At 49.4% G+C, this 21,258-nt stretch carries 19 protein-coding genes; 18 read left to right on the top strand and 1 reads right to left on the bottom strand.

Annotated elements, in window-relative coordinates; all coding sequences use genetic code 11:
• Positions 1–69: 69 nt before the first annotated feature.
• The 13 genes from EI981_RS28730 (at position 70) to EI981_RS28670 (ending at position 15,072) form a co-directional block, all read left to right on the top strand.
• On the top strand, positions 70–372 hold the full coding sequence (locus EI981_RS28730; protein ID WP_193556416.1) for a MazG-like family protein: 303 nt from the start codon (positions 70–72) through the stop codon (positions 370–372).
• 7 nt (positions 373–379) lie between these two features.
• Positions 380–1,327, top strand: coding sequence for a DUF2232 domain-containing protein (locus EI981_RS28725; protein WP_127004136.1), 948 nt, complete (start codon positions 380–382; stop codon positions 1,325–1,327).
• 11 nt (positions 1,328–1,338) lie between these two features.
• Positions 1,339–3,321 carry a DHH family phosphoesterase gene (locus EI981_RS28720; RefSeq protein ID WP_127004134.1) on the top strand — a complete coding sequence of 661 codons (1,983 nt, stop codon included), beginning with the start codon at positions 1,339–1,341 and terminating at the stop codon, positions 3,319–3,321.
• Positions 3,318–3,761, top strand: a complete 444-nt coding sequence (gene rplI, locus EI981_RS28715) for a 50S ribosomal protein L9 (RefSeq protein WP_127004132.1) — start codon at positions 3,318–3,320, stop codon at positions 3,759–3,761. The genes EI981_RS28720 and rplI overlap by 4 nt, the downstream gene beginning before the upstream one ends.
• A 1-nt stretch (position 3,762) precedes the next feature.
• Positions 3,763–5,127, top strand: a complete 1,365-nt coding sequence (gene dnaB, locus EI981_RS28710) for a replicative DNA helicase (protein WP_127004130.1) — start codon at positions 3,763–3,765, stop codon at positions 5,125–5,127.
• A gap of 258 nt (positions 5,128–5,385) precedes the next feature.
• Positions 5,386–6,672 carry an adenylosuccinate synthase gene (locus EI981_RS28705; RefSeq protein WP_127004128.1) on the top strand — a complete coding sequence of 429 codons (1,287 nt, stop codon included), beginning with the start codon at positions 5,386–5,388 and terminating at the stop codon, positions 6,670–6,672.
• Between the two features lie 243 nt (positions 6,673–6,915).
• Complete coding sequence (locus EI981_RS28700; RefSeq protein ID WP_127004126.1) at positions 6,916–7,623, top strand: hypothetical protein; 708 nt, start codon at positions 6,916–6,918, stop codon at positions 7,621–7,623.
• Positions 7,624–7,868: 245 nt separating this feature from the next.
• Entirely contained in the window at positions 7,869–9,425 is a 1,557-nt protein-coding gene (locus EI981_RS28695; protein WP_127004124.1) for a peptidoglycan DD-metalloendopeptidase family protein, read from the top strand.
• A gap of 180 nt (positions 9,426–9,605) precedes the next feature.
• The gene (gene yycF / locus EI981_RS28690; protein ID WP_127005105.1) at positions 9,606–10,319 is read left to right on the top strand and encodes a response regulator YycF; all 714 of its coding nucleotides are present in this window, start codon (positions 9,606–9,608) and stop codon (positions 10,317–10,319) included.
• Positions 10,320–12,143, top strand: coding sequence for a cell wall metabolism sensor histidine kinase WalK (walK, locus tag EI981_RS28685; protein ID WP_127004122.1), 1,824 nt, complete (start codon positions 10,320–10,322; stop codon positions 12,141–12,143).
• Positions 12,140–13,435, top strand: a complete 1,296-nt coding sequence (locus tag EI981_RS28680) for a YycH family regulatory protein (RefSeq protein WP_127004120.1) — start codon at positions 12,140–12,142, stop codon at positions 13,433–13,435. The genes walK and EI981_RS28680 overlap by 4 nt, the downstream gene beginning before the upstream one ends.
• Before the next feature lie 73 nt (positions 13,436–13,508).
• Positions 13,509–14,258 carry a two-component system regulatory protein YycI gene (gene yycI, locus EI981_RS28675; protein ID WP_127004118.1) on the top strand — a complete coding sequence of 250 codons (750 nt, stop codon included), beginning with the start codon at positions 13,509–13,511 and terminating at the stop codon, positions 14,256–14,258.
• Between the two features lie 7 nt (positions 14,259–14,265).
• On the top strand, positions 14,266–15,072 hold the full coding sequence (locus EI981_RS28670) for an MBL fold metallo-hydrolase (RefSeq protein ID WP_127004116.1): 807 nt from the start codon (positions 14,266–14,268) through the stop codon (positions 15,070–15,072).
• On the opposite strand, the gene EI981_RS28665 is transcribed toward EI981_RS28670, so the two are convergent.
• Positions 15,041–15,250 carry a hypothetical protein gene (locus EI981_RS28665; protein ID WP_127004114.1) on the bottom strand — a complete coding sequence of 70 codons (210 nt, stop codon included), beginning with the start codon at positions 15,248–15,250 and terminating at the stop codon, positions 15,041–15,043. The genes EI981_RS28670 and EI981_RS28665 overlap by 32 nt on opposite strands.
• Before the next feature lie 460 nt (positions 15,251–15,710).
• Between EI981_RS28665 and EI981_RS28660 the strand changes: the two genes are divergently transcribed.
• The 5 genes from EI981_RS28660 to EI981_RS28640 all read left to right on the top strand — a co-directional run bounded on the left by EI981_RS28660 (position 15,711) and on the right by EI981_RS28640 (position 21,246).
• Entirely contained in the window at positions 15,711–16,958 is a 1,248-nt protein-coding gene (locus EI981_RS28660; RefSeq protein WP_127004112.1) for a S1C family serine protease, read from the top strand.
• Positions 16,959–17,129: 171 nt separating this feature from the next.
• Positions 17,130–17,603, top strand: a complete 474-nt coding sequence (locus tag EI981_RS28655) for an SRPBCC family protein (RefSeq protein WP_127004110.1) — start codon at positions 17,130–17,132, stop codon at positions 17,601–17,603.
• Positions 17,604–17,896: 293 nt separating this feature from the next.
• Positions 17,897–18,886, top strand: a complete 990-nt coding sequence (locus tag EI981_RS28650) for a LacI family DNA-binding transcriptional regulator (protein WP_127004108.1) — start codon at positions 17,897–17,899, stop codon at positions 18,884–18,886.
• A gap of 26 nt (positions 18,887–18,912) precedes the next feature.
• The gene (locus EI981_RS28645; protein WP_127004105.1) at positions 18,913–19,881 is read left to right on the top strand and encodes an N-acetylglucosamine kinase; all 969 of its coding nucleotides are present in this window, start codon (positions 18,913–18,915) and stop codon (positions 19,879–19,881) included.
• A gap of 66 nt (positions 19,882–19,947) precedes the next feature.
• A complete protein-coding gene (locus EI981_RS28640; RefSeq protein WP_127004103.1) occupies positions 19,948–21,246 on the top strand; it encodes a 6-phospho-beta-glucosidase in 1,299 nt (432 codons plus the stop codon).
• Positions 21,247–21,258: the final 12 nt, after the last annotated feature.

The raw sequence follows: 21,258 nt of genomic DNA, 5'->3' as shown, positions 1-21,258 counted from the left end.
TTTTGGTGCGGTTGCTATATGCTATAATGAAGAGCAAAGTTCTTTTGGAAAGGTGGAAAGCTGTCTGCCATGCATAAGGAAATGGATGTGGCCAAACGCGCCAAAGTGATTGAATGGCTCAAAACAGAAGTAGTCGATCACGTATCTCGTTTATTCAAAGCATTATGGGAAGGCAGCACGACACGGGTAACGGATAGCCTGGCCAGCTTAATCGTCAGTAGCTACATATTGGGACGCAGGCTGGGAATTTCTCATCGAGATTTAGATGAAGCCATTTTGGAGAAGTTAAAGAAGCACAAACAAGATGGACATCAGCTCGAAGATTGGTATCAGGACATTTCTACACTTGAAGATCATATGCGTAAGAGGTGAACTTATTTTGAAACTGCGCTGGACATCGGTCGCTTGGAGCATTGTTTATTTATTGCTCCTGTTTTCATTAGCTACTCCACTTGCCGTGGTTACGGTATTTTTCATTTTGGTTCCAACCGTCCTGCTATATTCGACTTTATCGAGGCGGTTGTTCCTGCTTCATATCGTACCGGCATGGATTTTGGCAGCTATATTGTTTGGATCGAGCGGACCGATCATTCTGTTGCAGGCCCTGTATTTTATAATCCCTTCTATAGTGATGGGAGAGTTGTATAAGAAGCGGGCACCTGCTTTCCGAACAGTAATGATGGGAGCGGGCACGATTTTGGTGGAATTTCTGCTAGTGCTGCTGATTAGTACGGTATTATTTGATTTTCATTTGTCATGGGCTATTGAAGACATGATTAACACGATGATGGAACCTTTTAGAAATGCTGCAGATAGCACAATAGGAACTGGTCTAGGCAGCAATTTGGTATGGTCCCCGGAGATGATTCAGCAATTCTCCTCTCTAACTGTACGGATGCTTCCATTTACACTGATTGTATGTTCGCTTATCATGGCGGCGGTAACTCAGGCGATCTCTCGTCCAACATTGGGCAGCATGGGGTTGATCGTTCCGAAGATGCCAGCGTTCCGCAATTGGCGCTTGCCGCGCTCCTTAATCTGGTATTATCTGATTTGCCTCATCCTGAATATGCTTGGTGGAGCGGCTATAAGCGAAGGGTTCCTCGGGACCATTTTGGTTAATCTGACGCCGTTATTACAGTTTTTATTTATGATTCAGGCTGCAAGCCTCTTCTTTTTCATAGCTTATCAACGCAAGTGGAATCCGGTACTGCCTATATTGCTCGTTATCGCGATGGTCTTCATACCGTTTCTGCCGTTCTGGATTGTCGGGATCGCAGACATTGCCTTTCCACTGCGTGACATGATAACGAAATCAAAACGATAGGGTGAAAAGGAATGCCTAAACTTCTGCAAAAACGTTGGTATGGGTATCAGACAGTATGGGTATTTATGCTCGAGCTGCTGCTTGTCATATTTGTCTCCTATTACAACTGGATCCTCGGTCTGGTCAGTCTTTGCCTAGTTGGCGGATTAGCCTATGTTATGCTGCAGGCGGAGCGTCGCTTCCGTAAGGAACTGGTGAAGTATGTGACGGATCTGACTTACCGGATCAAGCGAGTAGAAGGCGAAGCGGTGAGTCGCTTGCCGTTTGGCCTTCTACTCTATGGCGAGGATCGTACAGTTGAATGGCATAACCGCTTTGTGCTCGGCATGTTCGGTCGGGGGAGTGTTGTTGGCGTCTCCTTGTCGGAGCTATTGCCGCCACTACCACAGCTTGTTCATGATAAGAGGGATCATGGAAGTGGCAGGTCCTTGGTGGAAGTTATCGTCAATGAACGTTATTATGAGCTGACGATCGATGCCGATGAACGAATGATATATATTCATGATATGACCGAGCTGGCTGTGCTGCGTGAACGCTATGAGAACGAGAAGGTTGCGCTCGGGATCGTGATGCTCGATAATCTGGATGAAGCTGCACAGGGGATGGACGATCAGCAGCGGACCGCATTGATTGCCCGCGTGGCGACGGCGATTACCGATTGGGCGAAGCAATATCGTCTCTATCTGCGGCGGCTGTCGTCGGAACGCTATCTGATGATTATGAATCAGAAGTCGCTGAGCCAGCTCGAACAGAGCCGGTTCGTGATCCTGGACGAGGTCCGCGAGATGACGGCGGACCTCAAGGTGCCGATGACGCTGAGCATCGGCCTGGCCTTCGGTACCGAGAGCCTGAGCGAACTGGGCGAATTAGCCCAGTCCAGTCTGGATATGGCTCTCGGCCGGGGCGGTGACCAAGCCGCTGTGAAGGCGGGTCAACGCATGTCTTTCTACGGCGGCAAGACAGGCGCCGTAGAGAAGCGGACGCGCGTTCGTGCCCGCGTCATCGCCCACGCGCTGCGCGATCTGATGCAAGAGAGCGATCGCGTCATTATTATGGGCCATCGCGTCCCAGACTTTGACGTGATTGGCTCCTCGATTGGCGTGCTGAAGGCCGCTAATATGTACAATGTCGAGGCCCATATTGTGCTCGACGGACCAAATCCGGGCATTACTCGTCTCTTGGATCGCATTGAGCAGGAGGACGCCTTGTTAAGGCGCTTCGTTACACCTGAACAAGCGCTCAGCATGATGACGCCGAATACACTGTTGATTCTGGTTGACACGCATAAGCCATCGCTGACGATGGAGCCACGGCTCGTGAGCGCAGCAAAACGGGTAGTCGTCGTCGATCATCATCGCCGTGGTGAAGAGTTCATTAATGATGCCGTATTGGTATATCTGGAGCCATACGCTTCTTCAGCCGCAGAGCTGGTAACGGAGCTGCTTCAGTATATCCATGAGAAGGTTGAGCTCAGCCCACTGGAAGCGACGGCCTTGCTGGCCGGGATTACGGTAGATACGAAGCATTTTGCGCTTCATACGGGCTCCCGTACATTTGAGGCGGCGGCCTTCTTGCGGCGAATGGGCGCTGACACGGTCATGGTACAGCGGCTCCTGAAGGAGGACCTACAGGAGTATATCGCCAAGGCGGACATTATCAAGCATGCCCGGATCATCTACAGTCATGTTGCACTGGCTGTCACGGAGCCGAATCGCAAAATTCCACAGATGCTTATCGCTCAGGTGGCAGATACGCTGCTGAATATGACTAATGTGCTTGCCTCATTCGTCATTAGCGAGCGCCCAGATGGTCTAATAGGAATTAGCGCCCGTTCACTCGGGAGCATGAATGTCCAGGTCGTGATGGAGCGGCTTGGTGGCGGCGGACATTTAACAAACGCCGCGGCACAGTTAGAGGGCAGCCAGGCCGAAGCAGAGAAGAGACTGCTGGAGGTACTGGAGCAAATAGATAAGGAAGAGGGGTTATTCGAATGAAGGTTATCTTCTTGAAGGATGTTAAGGGTCAAGGTAAAAAAGGGGAAATTAAAGAAGTCTCGGAAGGCTATGCAACAAACTTTCTGATTCCGCGCGGACTAGTCCGCCCAGCAACTGAGGGCAATGTGAAGACGTTGGAGCATCAGACAGCGGCTGAACAGAAGCGCAAAGACCAGGAGAAGCAGGATGCAATTACACTTGGCAAGAAGTTAGAAGAGATGACGGTTGAGCTTCAAGCAAAAGCCGGCGAAGGCGGCCGTTTGTTCGGCGCAATTACGAGCAAGCAAGTAGCTGAAGCAATGAGTAAGGCTGGGGTGAAGATCGACAAGCGCAAGATCGAACTGGACGAGCCGATCCGCACGCTGGGTGTAACTCAGGTTAGTGTGAAGCTTCATCCTGAGGTGAAGGCAACATTCAAGGTACATGTAACGGAGGAGTAAAATGAGCAGCACAGATCTGTTTTACGACCGGATCCCCCCGCAAAATCTGGAGGCGGAACAGGCCGTGATCGGAGCGATTTTGCTTCAGTCTGAAGCGCTAATCACTGCGATGGAGCGGGTGAGGACCGAGGACTTCTATGATAAGCCCCATCAACTTATTTTTGAAGCGATGGTACAGCTTGGAGAAGAGGGCCAACCTATCGACCTCGTTACGCTGACCTCGCGCTTGCAGGATCGGGGTGAACTGGAGGATACCGGCGGTGTCAGTTACCTAGCTAAGCTGGCCCATGCAGTTCCTACAGCCGCAAATGTGGAGTATTATGCGCAGATTATTGAAGAGAAGTCGATGCTCCGGCGCCTGATCCGGACGGCAACTCAGATCGTGAGCGAGGGATATACCGGTGGAGAGGATGTCTCTTCCCTATTAAGCGATGCCGAGCGGCGCATTCTAGAAATATCGAACCGCCGCTCCGGCAGCGGGTTCGTCGCGATCCGCGATGTTGTGATGGAAGTATTCGAGCGTGTCGAAGAACTGCATCAGAATAGTGGGACAACAACGGGGATTCCTTCCGGGTTCGTCGATCTCGACAAGATGACGGCCGGCTTCCAGCGCAACGACCTTATTATCGTAGCAGCCCGTCCTTCCGTTGGTAAGACGGCCTTCGCGCTGAATATTGCTCAGAACGTGGCGGTCCGGGCCAAAGAGACCGTTGCGATCTTCAGTCTGGAAATGTCAGCCCCTCAGCTCGTACAGCGGATGATTTGCGCTGAAGCCAATTTGGACGCTAGTGTGATGCGAACGGGTGACTTCAAGAGTGATGATGACTGGTCCAAGCTGACAATGGGCATAGCTGCCTTGTCGGAGGCGGAGATCTATATTGACGATACTCCGGGGGTAACGGTTGCCGATATTCGCTCTAAATGCCGTCGTCTCAAGAAAGAGAAAGGGCTTGGAATGATCGTGATCGATTATCTCCAGCTCATTCACGGACGGGGCAAACCTGGCGAGAACCGGCAGCAGGAGGTATCAGAAATTTCGCGTACTCTGAAGCAAATCGCGCGGGAGTTGGAAGTGCCGGTTATTGCACTGTCTCAGCTTAGCCGGGGTGTAGAGCAACGTCAGGATAAGCGCCCGATGATGTCTGACCTTCGGGAATCAGGTTCCATCGAGCAGGACGCGGATATCGTCGCTTTCTTATACCGTGATGATTACTATAATCAGGAGACGGAGAAGAAGAACATTATTGAGATTATTATCGCTAAGCAGCGGAACGGCCCTGTTGGTACCGTCGAGCTGGTCTTCCTGAAGAATTACAATAAATTTGCGAACTATGAACGGGCGCACACTGATGCGTTCGCTGGATAGGCAAGTAATACTCCGGGCATAATATAGAGAACATCTTCCATATATCCGAACAATCCTACGGGCATCCGTCTGATTGTTCGTTTTTTATTTGACTTTGAAAAATGAGGCTGGTAAACTTGTATTGCTGCTCAGGAGCAGCGCTTTTTGTGGTTGTTCAGTAGGAAGTCCTAGAGACTGGGGCGAGCGCATTGATCGCTGCTGCTCCACTTATAAATTTATTAATTGGTGCGATATTTAGCACCAGGCGGGGGAATGTACATGTCAACGGTAGTCGTTGTAGGAACCCAATGGGGAGACGAAGGCAAAGGTAAAATCACGGATTATCTGGCGGAAAGCGCAGATGTGGTGGCCCGTTATCAAGGCGGTAACAATGCCGGTCACACGATCCTGATTGACGGTAAGAAGTACAAACTCAGCCTAATTCCATCGGGTGTCTTCTATGAAGATAAGAAATGCGTTATCGGCAACGGGATGGTTGTTAACCCTGCTGCCTTACTCGAAGAAATTAATTATATCCATGAGAATGGCTTCAGCACGAAGAACTTGGTGATCAGTGACCGTGCTCATGTCATCATGCCATATCATTTGCTGCTTGATGCGCTCGAAGAGGACCGCAAGGGTCCGAATAAGATTGGTACGACTCGTAAAGGGATCGGTCCGGCTTATATGGACAAGGCTGCGCGGAACGGCATCCGGATTGCTGACTTGATGGACCCTAAAGAGTTTGAATTGAAGCTTCGTCATTTGATGAAGGAGAAGAATCAAGTGATTCAGCAGGTCTACGGAGCAGAGCCGCTTGATGTAGAGGAAGTGCTGAAGCAATATCTTGAATATGCTGAGTTGATCCGTCCATATGTGACTGACACTTCTGTTGTGCTTAATGATGCTATTGATGCGAAAGAGAAGGTGCTGTTCGAAGGGGCGCAAGGCGTTATGCTCGATATCGACCAAGGTACTTATCCGTTCGTAACGTCTTCCAATCCATCCGCTGGTGGAGTCTGCATTGGTTCTGGCGTGGGTCCTTCGCGGATTAACCAAGTCATCGGTGTAGCTAAATCTTATACGACACGTGTCGGGGATGGACCGTTCCCAACGGAGTTAAATGATGAAGTCGGCGATACGATCCGTGAGACAGGACATGAGTATGGTACGGTTACTGGTCGTCCACGCCGTGTTGGTTGGTTCGATAGCGTGGTCGTGCGTCACGCTCGCCGCGTAAGCGGGTTGACGGGGTTGTCGCTGAACTCGATTGACGTATTGACTGGACTGAAGACGGTTAAGATTTGCACGGGCTACAAATACCGTGGAGAGATCATCACGCATTATCCAGCTAGCTTGAAGATGCTGGCAGAGTGTGAAGCGATCTATGAAGAGCTTCCAGGCTGGTCTGAGGATATTTCTCAAGCGAAAACCCTTGAGGATCTGCCAGAGAACGCCCGCAATTATGTGCAGCGTGTATCTGAGCTGACCGGAATTCCGATTGCCATCTTCTCGGTTGGCCGCAACCGCAGCCAGACGAATCAAGTATTGCCCATCTACGAATAATTTAAGTTAAAGCATACGAAAAGCCGCTTCAAGAGAGGATCCAGCCTCTCTTGAAGCGGCTTTTTTGGCGTATATGGGGCGAACATAGGGGGAGATGGTAGTAAATCTCTATAAGTGCGTGTTCACCTTTATAAGTATATTTTGTTGAATTATAGAGGTTGAATTCCAACTCTGTCGTCCATACTATTGATAGAATGCCGGAAGATACATAGATCGATAGGCTGACTAGAAGGAGGAAGTGGAATGAAATGGATGTGGCGGCTGTTTAAGCTGTCTGTTACAGCTATTGTGGTTAGCTTGCTTACTGTAATGACGACAGGCTACGTAGTTAATTCGTATATTCAGTCATTGCTAAGCAGTTATAATATACCGATCGCTGAAGAAGCTCCAACCTTGGGTGGTATGTTCAAAGGAATGCTCGGGTTCGGAGGCAAGACCGGCAACAAGGTGGCAGACAAGTTGGGAACAGAGGATGGGTTGCCGGATAAAACAGCGGATACAGGAGGTTTGGGGGCTCTCTCTGGAACGGGGAGCGATACTAGCTCAGATGCTGGTGACGATTCCGCTACGAACGGGGAGGGTTCTGACAAGACTGTCGGAGGAAAGGCAGCAGAAAATGACAAGCCGGCAGGAACCGATCAAGAGAATGGCCAAGCGCCCGAAGATTCGGTTGCGGCTATGGGGGGGATATCCTCTCAATCGGGACAGCAGGGGGATGTGTTGGTTACACCTGATGATCTAATCGCAAGGAAGGATCAGCTACCTGATCAGGAGAAGGAGGAAGTGTTCAAGATTCTCATGACGAAGCTGCCTCAGGAGGAGATGCAGAAGCTGACTGAGGCGATGGAGGATGGGTTAACAGAGACGGAAATGATAGAGATTGAGCAGGTTTTGTCCAAATATTTGGATAAGACGGAGTATACAAAGATGATGAATATATTAAAAAAGTGAGTGCTTTTCGGGTTTCATTTCCAGGATTGCAGGGAATATTCGCATAAATGTAAATTATATACTAGTACAACCAATTACATGAAATATACCGCAAACCCGCGCTACAAGCGGGTTTTTCTCATGTTTACCTCTAGTTGAAATCCCTTACCTGGCTATGATAAAGTATTAACTAGTTGTAAAAGGTTAAGATTTTGAAACTATTTAAATTGTTGTCGTATATAGTCGATATGGAAAAGGAGATCAGTATGAGAGGTTTCAGGGGAAATCGGTGGCAGTTATGGCGCAAGAAATCTGAGAATGCGTCCATGAGCAGTCGCCCGGAAAACGATCAAGAGATATCCGAGCACCACGAGGCCATTCCGGCTGCCATAGGCCGCCGTCGTAAAACCCGTGTGATTGCGGCTAGCGCGATTGCTACTATCGTACTTGCAGGTACTGTCTATTTTGCCGGTCAACAATACGTTGAAGCGAATATGGTGCCTTATTACCGGGTGTATGTGAACGGGCAAGAGATTGGTATGATTTCAAGCGAAGGGCAATTACAAGCTCTGTACCAACAGAAGGAACAAGAATTAAATCAGAAATATCCCCAGGCAAAAATGGGATTATATACAGATGGCATCACTACGGTGATGGAGAAATCATATAAGGCGGAAGTCGATTCGGAACAGACGCTGGCGAAGCTGGGCGGTATGCTCAAGGGCTATGCACAGGGAGTCGAATTAAGAGTCGATGGCAAATTGATCGGGATTGTGAAGGATCAGGCTACGGCGGATGAGGTGCTGAGTACGCTGCAAGGCAAGTTCGCACCACAGGCGAAGACGGCGCAAGGCTTCGCTGCTAAAGTAAAGAAAACAGGCGGTATCCAGCAGACGACAGCAGCAGTCGAAGACAAACATGGAACTACGATTGAATCGGTGAAGATCAAGGAAGATGTCGCCAAGGTTGCTACCAAGACGGATCCGAACAAGGTCATGGATGTAAATGAGGCCGTTGAGCGAATTCTGCAGGGAGACGAATCGGCGATTACATATGAGGTTCGGGAAGGTGACACGATCTCCTCAATCGCCAAGAAATTCGCAATCACCCAACATGAATTGAAGGTGAACAATCCGGAAATCAAAGAGTTCACCCTGCAAATCGGTGAAGTTCTGAGCATTAAGGCGGTTCAACCTTCGCTTACAGTTCGTACGGTAGAACGGGTATCTGAGGAGATAACTACCGAGCCACAGGTTGAGATTCGCAAGAGTGACAGCATGCGATCTGGGGAATCGAAGGTGATTGCTGAAGGTTCCAGCGGTCTTAAGACGGTGGAGTATCGGATTACAAAAGAGAATGGTGATGTGATTGCCGAGGAGTGGCTTGGTCAGACGGTAACGAAGCAGTCTTCGCCGAGAATTGTTCTGAAAGGTACGAAGGTTGTTCTTGGCGAGGGATCAGGCGATTTCGCTTGGCCGGTATCGGGAGCCCGCTTATCCAGCAGCTTCGGAAAGCGCTGGGGCAGAACACATAAGGGCGTTGACCTTGTATCCAGCAATAAGACCATTATGGCTGCCGACGACGGTGTGATCACCTTCGCTGGTCAGAAATCAGGTTACGGCAATTGTATTATCGTCAATCATAAGAATGGATATGAGACGTTGTACGGTCATTTGAGCAAGATCAGCGTCAAGAAGGGACAAGTTGTTGAGAAAGGTTCAAAGATTGGAGTCATGGGCAATACGGGTCGATCCACGGGGACCCATCTTCACTTTGAGATTCATAAGAACGGCAGCTTGCAGAATCCATTGAAATACTTATAATATCGCAATGATTACGAGTTATATAATAATTTTGACTAAGGACCTGGTCGATGATGAGACCGGGTCCTTTCTTATGCTCAAATGCGGGCAAGAAATAACTATAGGTTATGAACAGGATTGCCTGATATGGTAAGATAGTAAGAGATTGGTCAAGCCTGAAGGTATGGGGTGAATAAAGCGATGCAAGGGAAAATTCTCGTAGTTGATGACGAACAGCCGATTGCGGACATTCTTAAATTTAATCTGGAGAAAGAGGGATACGAGGTTATACTCGCTTTCGATGGTATCGCCGCGGTTGAGCTTGCGTTCTCGGAGCAACCCGATCTGATTCTGCTTGACCTGATGCTGCCTGGCAAGGACGGGATGGATGTCTGCAAGGAGGTCCGGTCCAAGCTGGAGACTCCGATTATCATGCTGACCGCCAAGGACGGAGAAATTGACAAAGTACTAGGCCTTGAGCTTGGCGCGGATGATTATGTGACCAAGCCCTTCAGTACGCGGGAACTGTTGGCCCGGGTGAAGGTGCAGATGCGTCGGCAGCAGAAGCCGGCTGCGTTGGAGGAGCCGGAGGAACGACAGGGAATCAGTTTGTTCGAACTGTTTATAGATACAAATATGTATACGGTATACAAGAATGGGGAGGCTCTTGATCTGACGCATCGGGAGTTCGAACTGCTCTACTATTTGGTGAGGAATACGGGTAAGGTGATGACCCGTGAGCACCTGCTGCAAGCCGTATGGGGATATGAATACTTCGGTGATGTACGGACCGTGGACGTAACGATCCGCCGACTGCGGGAGAAGATCGAGAATGATCCGAGCAAGCCGGAATATATACTGACACGGCGTGGTCTAGGATATATGATGCGTAGTTCCAAGGTGGGTGGTTTTTAGATGCGGTTGCCCGCTTTCTTCCGTACGCTCCAAGTGAAGCTGATCATTATCTATGTACTGCTGATCTTGATTGCCATGCAATTGATAGGGGTTTATTTTGTGAGCGCGATGAAGACCTCATTAACCAGCAATTTCACGAAGGAATTGCAGGAGCGGGCGGAGCTACTCTCCGTTCTGGCCGCACAGAATTTGGGCGTGGTCGGGGAGTCGGCGGAAGAGTCGATGGAGAACTTGCGTGTATTGGTCAATAACCTGTTCACGATCAATGGAGCTGAGATTCAGGTATTGGATGCCAGCGGTAAAGTGTTGACGACTTCTAAGCCGTCGCATGCCGATTATGTTGGCACGAAGAACACGCAGACGGTAGTCAGCCGTGCCCTACAGGGTATCCGCGACAATGAGGAGTATATTATCGATGATGACAACATCCGTAAGAAAGTCGTGGCCAAGCCGGTAGTTAGCGACGGCAAGATTGTTGGGGCGATCTATATAGCTGCCTCAATGAGTGAGCTATATGCGACGATGGAGCGGATTAACAATATTTTTATATCTGGAATACTGCTGGCACTGGGACTGACAGCCGTACTCGGTGTCATTCTCGCTCATACGATCACTGCGCCGATCAAGGAACTGACACGGCAGGCGACAGCTGTGGCGGAGGGGCGGTTCCATCAGAAGATGCCGGAATTCGGCAACGATGAGATCGGCCAGCTCAGCAAAGCGTTCAATTATATGACGAGCAGGTTAAGTGACGCACTCGCACAGAACGAAGAGGAGAAGGAGAAGCTGGCTTCGATTCTGACTAACATGAGTGATGGCGTCATCGCTACGGATGAGAACAATAAGGTGATTCTCATGAACAGGCGTGCCAGCGAGATGCTTAATGTCGAGGAAGAGCTGGCAGGCAATATGGATATTATGGAGCTGCTTCAACTTACAGAGGAGGAGCAGGTGATCTACGCTCAGGGCACGATGCATTCTACTTTGTTGGAGAATGAGACATCTGAGGGCGATGAGTTCATGATCCGTGTGACCTTCACGCCGATTCATCGCCGCGAGATTGGGATTGTCGGTACGATTGCTGTATTGCAGGACGTAACTGAGCAAGAGAAGCTGGAGGCATCGCGTCGTGAATTCGTAGCCAACGTGTCTCATGAGCTGCGTACACCACTAACGACGATTAAGAGTTATACGGAGGCGCTGGAGGATGGCGCCATGCAGGACGCGGAGCTTGGGCCGAAGTTCGCCTCGGTTATCCAGAACCAGACAGAACGGATGATCCGGCTCGTTACGGACTTGCTGCATTTATCTCGGCTCGATTCGAAGGAGGCTGAGCTGCGCAAACGCCCAACGAATGTGATTGATATGCTGGAGGAGGTTGCTGACCGCTTCTCATTCCAGATGCAAGAGAAGAGCATTAGGCCGAGCTTGGGTGTAGACAACAGCGTAGGTACGGTCTGGATTGATCGGGATCAGATTGATCAGGTATTGGACAATCTGATCTCTAATGCGCTGAAGTATACGCCGGAGGGTGGGTCTCTCTCTCTTGAAGCCAGAGACATGCATGATGGAATGCTGGCCATTTCGGTCGAGGATAACGGGATGGGGATTCCTAAGAAGGACCAGGAGCGTATCTTTGAGCGCTTCTATCGGGTGGACAAGGCCCGTTCAAGAAATATGGGCGGTACAGGCCTCGGTCTATCCATTGCCCGGGAAATTGTTAAGGCGCATGGCGGAACGATCTGGCTGCAATCAGAGCTGGGCAAAGGAACGAAGGTTACCTTCACCCTGCCACAGCAGGAGCAAGGGGGCAGGATGCCATGAGGGAGAAAATAAAATCGACGGCACTTGTTCTGCTTGTCATCTGCAGTCTGGTCCAGAGTTATTTCTTAATATATCGCTTGCCGGGCAGTGATCCGGTTGTAAAGACGGCGAATGATTATGTGAAGACCGAGAATATGGGGACGGAATTGGAAGCAGATGAACTACTCTATCCTTCGCAGATAACCGTTCATTTGGGAAATAATCGCCATACAGTCTTTTACCCCGAATCAACGTTCTATAATCTGATCTACTCCCGGTTAAAGGGCCGGCAGTTCGACGGGTTCCAGCGTTATCCCGTACAGAACATTAATTGGTCGGAAATTCGTAGCGATCAGATCGGGCTTGAGCTGGAGTTCGGCAAGGGGGTTCCAGTGGAGCTTCTGCAGAAGGTGATGCAGATCGCCAAAGATCCGCTGTTCGAAGGAGAGAGCATTAGCCGGCTCTTGATCTATAGCACCGAGACGGAGGATCAGGTAAGAGTCTTCTTCTTCAGCTCACGCGGAGATGTGGTCTATGAAGCGACCAAGGCCGACCTAACGGTACAGGACGTGAAGCAGCAGGCTGATTTCGGCAAGGACTGGGTCTCTTACACCATGGAGAACGGATACTACATTCCGGAACAGCCGATTGAAATGGTCGAGACTACACTGCTCACCGGATTGTTCTCTACAGAGCAAATGCAGAGCAGTCTGTTCTTTGATCCAAGTATTACCCGTTACATTCGTGAGAAGGATGGATCAGAGATTTATACAGATGGCAGGCGAAGCTTGCAGGTGCGTCAGGGCCGCAATTGGATCAATTATACGGACCCTGCGGCGGCAGCGGTAGCTGGTGAGAGCAGTCCGGGACGTAATGCGCTGTCTGCTGTCGATTTCGTCAATCAGCATGGAGGTTGGAACGGGAAATATCGGTTGGATCAGAACGAAGGGGCCAGCGCGGAATCGCAGACAGTTGTCTTCCAACAATACTACGGTTCCGGGCAGTATGGGGCGTTCCCGATTATTGATCAATCGACATTCCATTACGGGATTATCTCGCTTGAGCTTCGCCAAGGGACGATTACAGGTTATGAGCGTTCACTGATCTATTCGATCGGAGATGGATCGGATAAGAAGGTTGTGCAGCTTGCAGGTGGAGAAAAATTGCGGAAGAAGCTTGAATTGTTAAGTCAGGAGTCCGTCATCAAGCGCCTATATCCTGCTTATCTTCCTTCGCTTGGTGAGGAAGGGCTAAAGCTGACACCGATGTGGGTGGCCGAGCTGCAAAACGGGGCCACACGAATTTTGCCTTAGGGCGGGAGTGGTCATGATGGAATTCAATCAACCGCTAAATAGCTTCATGCAAGGTTGGAAAGGGGGCTGAAGGATGGATTGGAGCCGAGCGAAGAATGTGTTGATCTATGCTTTTTTACTGCTAAATCTGGTACTAGGTTATCAGCTATGGAATGATCTGCAGGAGCAGGCGGATTCCAATCTGGACTTCACCTCTCTTGAGAGCAATATTCAGAAGATGATGGATGAGAAGGGAATCAAGATTCTGGCGAAAATTCCGGGAGATACGCCAGCGCTGCCGAAAATCTCTTATCGCTTTGTAGACGGGGATCAGAACGACCGGATGATCAATCTGGAGTCGCCTGTTGACAGCAAGCTCATCTTTACGAGCAAGGAATTGGTTAACGCCTTGAAGGGAAGTATCCCTGATATCGGCGACTATTGGTATGATGAAGCGGCCAGTCGGGCCGGAGAGTTCATACTGCATCCTCTGGTCGATGGCAAATGGCCGTTGTTCAAGATTAATCTTACCCTCTATTACAGTGAGCAGAAGATTATATCGTACAGGCAGCCGAAGATTGAGGTCAGTGATCCGGGAGACGAGAAGGAACAGCGAGTATTATCTGCATCCAAGGCTCTCGGCAATTTGATCGAGAACTTCCTGCCGGATGGGGCGGTCGTTACAGAGATTGAGCTTGGTTATTATGGCGAGGTGTTCAATTCGGATGCCCACCTTCCTGCATCGCCGGCTTGGCGGTTTATTCTGGAGAGCGGCAAGGAGTATTACGTGCAGGGAATCAGCGGGGACGTCATCAGTCCGAATACAGAGAAAGCGAAGGAGTAATGGGGAAATGGGTCTACGATTTTCAGTATTATCAAGCGGATCGACGGGAAATGCGACACTGGTCGCTAATGGGGAGACGACATTGATGATCGATGCCGGATTCAGCGCCAAGCGTATTGATGAGTTGTTACAAGAACGCGGGGTCTCTGGTGAAGAGATCCAGGGTATTCTGGTAACGCATGAGCATTCGGATCATATTAAAGGACTTGGAGCGGTTGCGAGAAAATATAATCTCCCCATCTATGCCAATGAGAAGACCTGGGAGGCGATGGAGAAGGCGGTCGGGAAGATCGCCGAAGAGAACCGTCGAATCCTAGGGACAGGTGAAGCCCGGGATTTCGGTTCGCTGCGGGTAGAATCATTTGGCATCTCGCATGACGCCGCTGAGCCTGTGGCCTACTGCTTCTATGACGGCAAGCAGAAGCTGAGCGTGTGCACGGATCTAGGCTATGCCAGCGATAAAGTGAAGATGTCGATAGCTGATTCCGATGTCATCGTGCTTGAAGCGAATCATGATATCGAAATGCTGCGTATGGGGCGCTATCCCTGGAATATCAAGCGGCGTATTCTCGGCGATATGGGCCATTTGTCCAATGAAGCGACTGGCGAATTAATGAGCGAGATTCTAAGCGGACGGATCAAGCGGATCTATCTTGCCCATCTAAGCCGTGAACATAATATACCGGATCTGGCTAGAATGTCGGTAAGAGGAGCCATGGAGGACCGTGGCTGCTTCTATAAGGACAGCGAATTTAAGTTATGCGATACTTATTTTGATCGGCCTACGCCATGGGATACGGTGGCGGACTTATAAAGGAATTCAACTCGGCCGCTTTTGTCTCGATTTCGGTTCGGGTTACAATCCCTTTCTCAACTAATAGTTCGATAATTGTGCTGAGCGTTACCAGTTGGTGGTAATGCTCTTCTTTTATATCGGCCAACTTGGCCAGCATATTCACTTCATGCAATGGGGAGAGGGAATTGGAATCCATCGTCGTTTTGCTCCTTTAGAGATATTTTTACCAAATTTGGTTGGCAGTAATGGCCATCTACAGGTATAGGCATTTTGTAAGCGATTTCTAGTGAAATTTCCCTGAATGGAAAATACTATAGTCCCATCCGGTAACGCCTAGGATATGATAGAATGAAACTATAAAACTAAGCGTGTTCAAAAAGGCCAATGGACTTTTTGATTACTCTATAAAACTAGTGTAGTCCAGTTATGGGACAAACATTCCTGATTCAGCCAAAAAAGATGAGAAAAATGGTTCAGGAGAGCAACCTACAGGCCGATTTTGACGTCAGATAATTTGGGAATTGTGTGGGCATATGGCTTTGCTGTACCGGCATACAGTTTGAAGGGGAACTTAAGACTCTGATGGGTTGACCGGCCGAAGAACTGGATGAGAAATAGACATAAACCCAGGGCAGAGTCATGGAGGGGGAGACTTGATGGGATTGTTCGATGATGATTTTTACTCCACAAAGATATCTAGGCGGCATTTACGTAGATCACCAAAACAGCAGCAAGGCTGGAGGGCACCGAAACATAAGAAAAAGGGCCTATCCACCTGGCAAGTCTCATTGATCTCCTCTTTGCTAAGTGCAATATTTGTTGTGTTATTATTTGTGGTATTTACAGGGCTGAATTCCGCGAGGAATCCTGTGGATCTGATCAATACGGTTAGTAGCGATCCTTTCAACCGGATTAGCGTCGCGGCCGATAAGGTGTCGCCGAGCGTTGTTAGTATTCTGAATCATAATGAGTTCTCCAGAAGCAATCCCGATGATGCAGCACTAGGGTCCGGGGTTATCTTCAAGCAGGACGACGGCAAGGCATACATTATTACGAATAGTCATGTGATTAGCGGGGCGGATGATCTGGAGGTTGTGTCCAGCGACGGGGTGTCGCGAGAAGCAGAGATCGTCGGTCAAGATTCTATTAATGATATAGCTGTGCTGAGTATAGATAGCAAAGGGATTAGCTCTGTGATTGAGCTTGGCGATTCTGATAGCTTGCGGGCCGGTGAGACAGTGATTGCCGTCGGCAATCCGCTCGGACTTGGAGGAACATTGACTTCGGGGATCATTAGTTATACAAGCCGACTGATTCCTATATCGCTTAATCAGGATGGGGTCTACGATTGGGAGCAGAAAGTAATTCAGACCGATGCTGCGATTAATGAGGGCAATAGCGGCGGGGCATTGGTGGATCTGAAGGGCCGTCTGATCGGGATTAATACGATGAAGATTTCCGATACGGGCGTGGAAGGGCTCGGTTTTGCGATTCCGGTAAATGATGTGATGAAGACGGTGGAAGGCATTATGCAGTATGGCAAGGTCGTTCGTCCATATCTCGGGGTCTACTCGCTGGATCTCGATAATCCTTACGCGCCGATCGATGCTGAGCAGCGCAAGCAGTTGAAGCTACCGCAGAATATTACATCTGGGGTGATCGTATTGGAAGCGCACGGTCCGGCTCAACTAGCGGGGTTACAGCTCAATGATGTCATTGTGCAGCTTGATAAAGAGCCCATCGCTTCGACACGGGAACTCCGCAAGTATTTGTATGACGAGAAGAAGGTCGGGGATACGCTCGAGGTTACCTTCTATCGTGACGGCAAACTGCAGACGTCGAACTGCAAGCTAACGGATAAACCATCTGAGGCGGAGATCGAAGCCGGCCTTGGGGATAGATAATAATCTTACTTATTGCGTGTAACAACACCTAACAGTTTAAGGCGCGTGATGCTGTTCTATCAGCTCATGCGCCTTAATCATTTACCGTTTAGCGGAGATAGGCTTAGGAGATACTGTTTGAATAATGTATTACTTTGAATTTGGCTTAATCCAGTAAAGAGGGGGAACGGTATGTTAGCAGATATTAGGGTCGATGAAGGTGGTTATACCGCTTGCTTCACTCGTCATTTCAGTCATTCTACTGCAGAGGTCTGGTCTTATCTGACAGACAACGAGAAGCTGAAGCAATGGTTCTCTGAGTTGCAGGTGGACAAGCTACGTGAGGGCGGAGTGATCAAGTTCGATATGCGGGATGGGACTTTTATAGAGCTTGAAATTACGAAGCTTAATTTGGGTTCTGTCTTGGAATATACTTGGGGAGCAGATCGAGTTCGCTTCGAATTGTATCCGGAATCGGATGGATGCCGTTTGCTTCTAGTTGAGAAGCTAAGCAAGATTACCGATCATACCCCTAAGGATCTGGCCGGTTGGCATGTATGTCTGGATATGATACAAGTATTGCTTGGTGAGAAGACCATAGAATCGCGGGAAGAGGAATGGAAAATAAGGTATCAGGAATATTCTCAGCTGATTAGGACTCTCTAGTCGATCAGGGGGATGTCCTCCAGGTCTGTAGATCCATCGGGAATATGAATTTTATTTTCTCCATTGACGGATTCGTCAAGCGGTGTTAATATCAAGCTAAAGTTTAAACCTTTATACTTTGTTTTGGTTTTGTTCGTGTTAATGGGCATTAATCTATCAATTCAGAGGAAATAAGGGTTTTTTTATATCTATAAAGTTTAAAGGTTTAAACTTTCGTGTGTGGTGAAGAGCTATAGCATTTGATAATATCATGTTTGAATCTGAAATTAGAGAATGAAGGAGATAACGCATAGATGAATATTCACGATGTAGCGAAAAAGTCCGGTCTCTCTGTAGTAACGGTATCGCGGGTAATAAATAACTCGCCATCGGTACGGGAAGCAAATAGACAGAAGGTGCTGAAGGCGATGGAGGAGCTGAACTATCAGCCTAATTCAGCTGCACAGAGCCTGGTACGCGGTAGAACAGGAGTTATCGGCATGTCGATAACCAATTTTAATGATTCTTTTTATGATCGTGTTATTCGCGTAGTGAACCGAAAGCTGGCAGAGCAGGGATATTTCCTCGCCTTGTCGATTGCGGAGAATGAGGGAGAGGGCGACAATTTTCTGTTTCAGAAGGACCGTGTAGACGGCATTATTTTACTGTCTCCTATTGAGGAAGAGCAATACGTCGCCGAGCTGAAAAGAAAGAGAATCCCGTTTGTCCTGCTCGACAACCAGTTCTCACATGATGATGTATCCAGTGTCCTGGTGGATAACTACCAGGGCGGGTATGATGCGACCAAGCATTTAATCGAATTGGGTCATACCAGGATTGCCTATATCGGTGGACCTTCGGTATTCCTCAGTGTGGCGGAGAGGCGAAGAGGTTATATCCAGGCCTTGGCTGATGCGGGATTATCCTCCTTTGCCATTGAATACAGCGGCTTTACAGTTAGCAGTGGTTATGAGATTGCACGCAAATGGATCCGCGATGACACTTTACCGACAGCTATTTTCGCCGGGGATGACTTCATTGCCCTAGGGGTTGTACAGGCGCTTCGTGAGGAGGGAATTATGGTGCCACACGACATATCGGTCGTCGGCTTCGACGATCAGCAATTCGTGGCTGAATTTTTCCCAAGACTGACGACAGTAAGGCAGCCGGAGGCGCAACTGGGCAGCATCGGCGTGGATTTGCTGCTTAAGCACATCAACGGGGAGATGGCGGAACCGACGGTAACAAAGCTTGCTCCTCAGCTTCTAGTACGTGAATCCACGGCATATGTGAAGCGGACATAATGATCATTTAGGAGTGAAACGAACTGGTGAGATACTATTTAGGAGTAGATGGAGGCGGCAGTAAAACCTACGCAGTGATTACAGATGAACATGGTTATGTGATCGGAGTGGGGAGAGGAGGGAACGGCAATCATCAGAAGAACCGACGGGAGGCGGAGCTCAGCTTGAAGCAAGCTGTGACAGAGGCCCTGGGAGCTGCCAAGTTGACGGAAGAACAAATCGAGTTCGCCTGGTTCGGTCTGGCTGGGGCTGACCGGGAAAGTGATTTCCACATCTTGCGGCCGATCATTGCTGGACTAGGCCTGCCGCACACAGAAATCTCCTGCGATACCTGGATTGCTCTGCGGGCAGGAACGGAAGAAAGCCATGGGGTAGTGCTGATTTGCGGCTCGGGAGTGAACTGCTCAGGCAAGAATCGGACTGGAGACACGTTTCAATGCGGCGGGTTTGGTTACCGGTTCGGCGACTTCGGAGGTGGTTACGACTTGAGCGTTGAGGTATTCCGCACCGTGATCCGTTCCTACGAAGGAAGGGAGAAAGCGACCGCGTTATCGGAAAAAATTATTGATTTACTCGGTTATTCCAGCGTTGCTGAGCTTAGAGATGATTTTCTGGATCATTCAAGGCATCTACCTATCGGCGCTGCCGAGCTGTTGTTCCAAGCGGCTGAAGAAGGAGACGAAGTGGCGATCAGGCTGCTTGAGAAGCAGGGGGAGGAGCTGGGTCTCGCCGCAGTGGCGACTATCCATCAGTTGAATATGAGTGAAGACAGCTTCCAGCTCGTGCTCGCAGGTAGCCTGCTTACGAAGGGAGACCGCTTAGGCATTATTAGATCTGCTATAGAGCAGAAGGTGAAGCAGACAGCGCCGAAAGGTACGCTGACGATTCTGGATCAGGAACCTGTCGTCGGAGCGGTGATCCTAGCTATGGAGCGCAGCCGTATACATATCCATTCAGAACTGCTGGAACGCCTGTCGCAGGTCAATATCCCATGAAAAAGGAAATATGTGGTCAGACTTAGCTTCAATTCATTTAAAAGTCAAACGAAGGAAGGGTCTATCATGAAGGAAGCATTGAAGTTAGTTGTGATTGGTGGAGGTTCTTCTTATACTCCTGAGTTGATCGAAGGGGTGATCAAGCATCATGCGGAGCTGCCAGTTGGCGAAGTATGGCTGGTCGATATTGAGGAAGGCAGAGAGAAGCTGCGGATCATCACCGAGCTAAGCAAGCGGATGGTTGAGAAATCCGGGCTCCCGATCAAGGTGTATGAGACGCTCAATCGCAGAGAAGCAATTGCTGAAGCGGATTTTGTCTGCACGCAAATTCGCGTAGGTATGCTGGAGGCGCGAAAGCACGATGAGCTTATTCCTTTGAAATACAACGTAATTGGTCAGGAGACGACCGGACCAGGCGGGATGATGAAGGGACTAAGAACGATCCCGGTGATCCTGGACATTTGCAAAGATATCGAGGAGCTTGCACCGGATGCCTGGCTGCTTAATTTCACGAATCCGGCCGGGATGGTCACGGAAGCGGTCCATAAATATTCATCTGTAAGAAGTGTAGGATTGTGCAATTCGCCAATCGGATTCCAGAAGTGGCTGATGGGGTTTTTCAAGCTTCCTGCCGAGCGGATCTATGCCGAATTCGTAGGTATCAACCATTTGCATTGGGTCTCGGATGTTGTTATTGACGGCCAGAGCAAGCTGCAGGAGCTGATCGATTACCCGCAGAGCTATAAAGCGAGCAATGTTCCTTTTGACGGCTGGAGCCATCGGTTTCTCGATTCATTGAAAGCGATTCCATCCTACTATCTGAGCTACTATTACATGACGGAGGATCTGTTGAGGGAACAGCAGGAAGCGGCCCGGACGACAGGCTCGCGCGCCGAGGTGGTCAAGAAGGTGGAGGAGGAACTGTTCCAGTTATACCGTAATGTGGAGCTGAAGGAGAAGCCGAAGCAGCTTGAGCAGCGCGGCGGTGCCTACTATTCGGAGGCCGCAGTACTGTTGATGCGCTCGATTCATAATGATTCACGGGATATCCAGACGCTGAACGTGAGGAATGGCAAAACGATCGACTTCTTGCCCGAGGACGCTTCAATCGAGGTGAATTGTATCGTCACCAAGCAAGGTCCGCTACCTATTCCGCTGCGGAAAATTCCTGCTTCTGTCAGAGGTCTGCTGGCGGCCGTGAAGCAATATGAGAGCCTGACGATTGATGCCGCCGTACGTGGCGATCGACAGACAGCGCTGCAAGCGATGGCCCATCATCCATTGGTGCCGACTGTCAGTATCGCTGAACAGCTGCTGGATGAAATGTTGGAGCAGAACAAGCAGTACCTGCCGCTATTTCATTAGATATTGCAAATA

Source organism: Paenibacillus lutimineralis, assembly GCF_003991425.1.
Lineage (GTDB): Bacteria > Bacillota > Bacilli > Paenibacillales > Paenibacillaceae > Fontibacillus > Fontibacillus lutimineralis.
The sequence above is the reverse complement of the archived record's forward strand: the minus strand, read 5'-3'. Positions and strand labels throughout refer to the sequence as shown.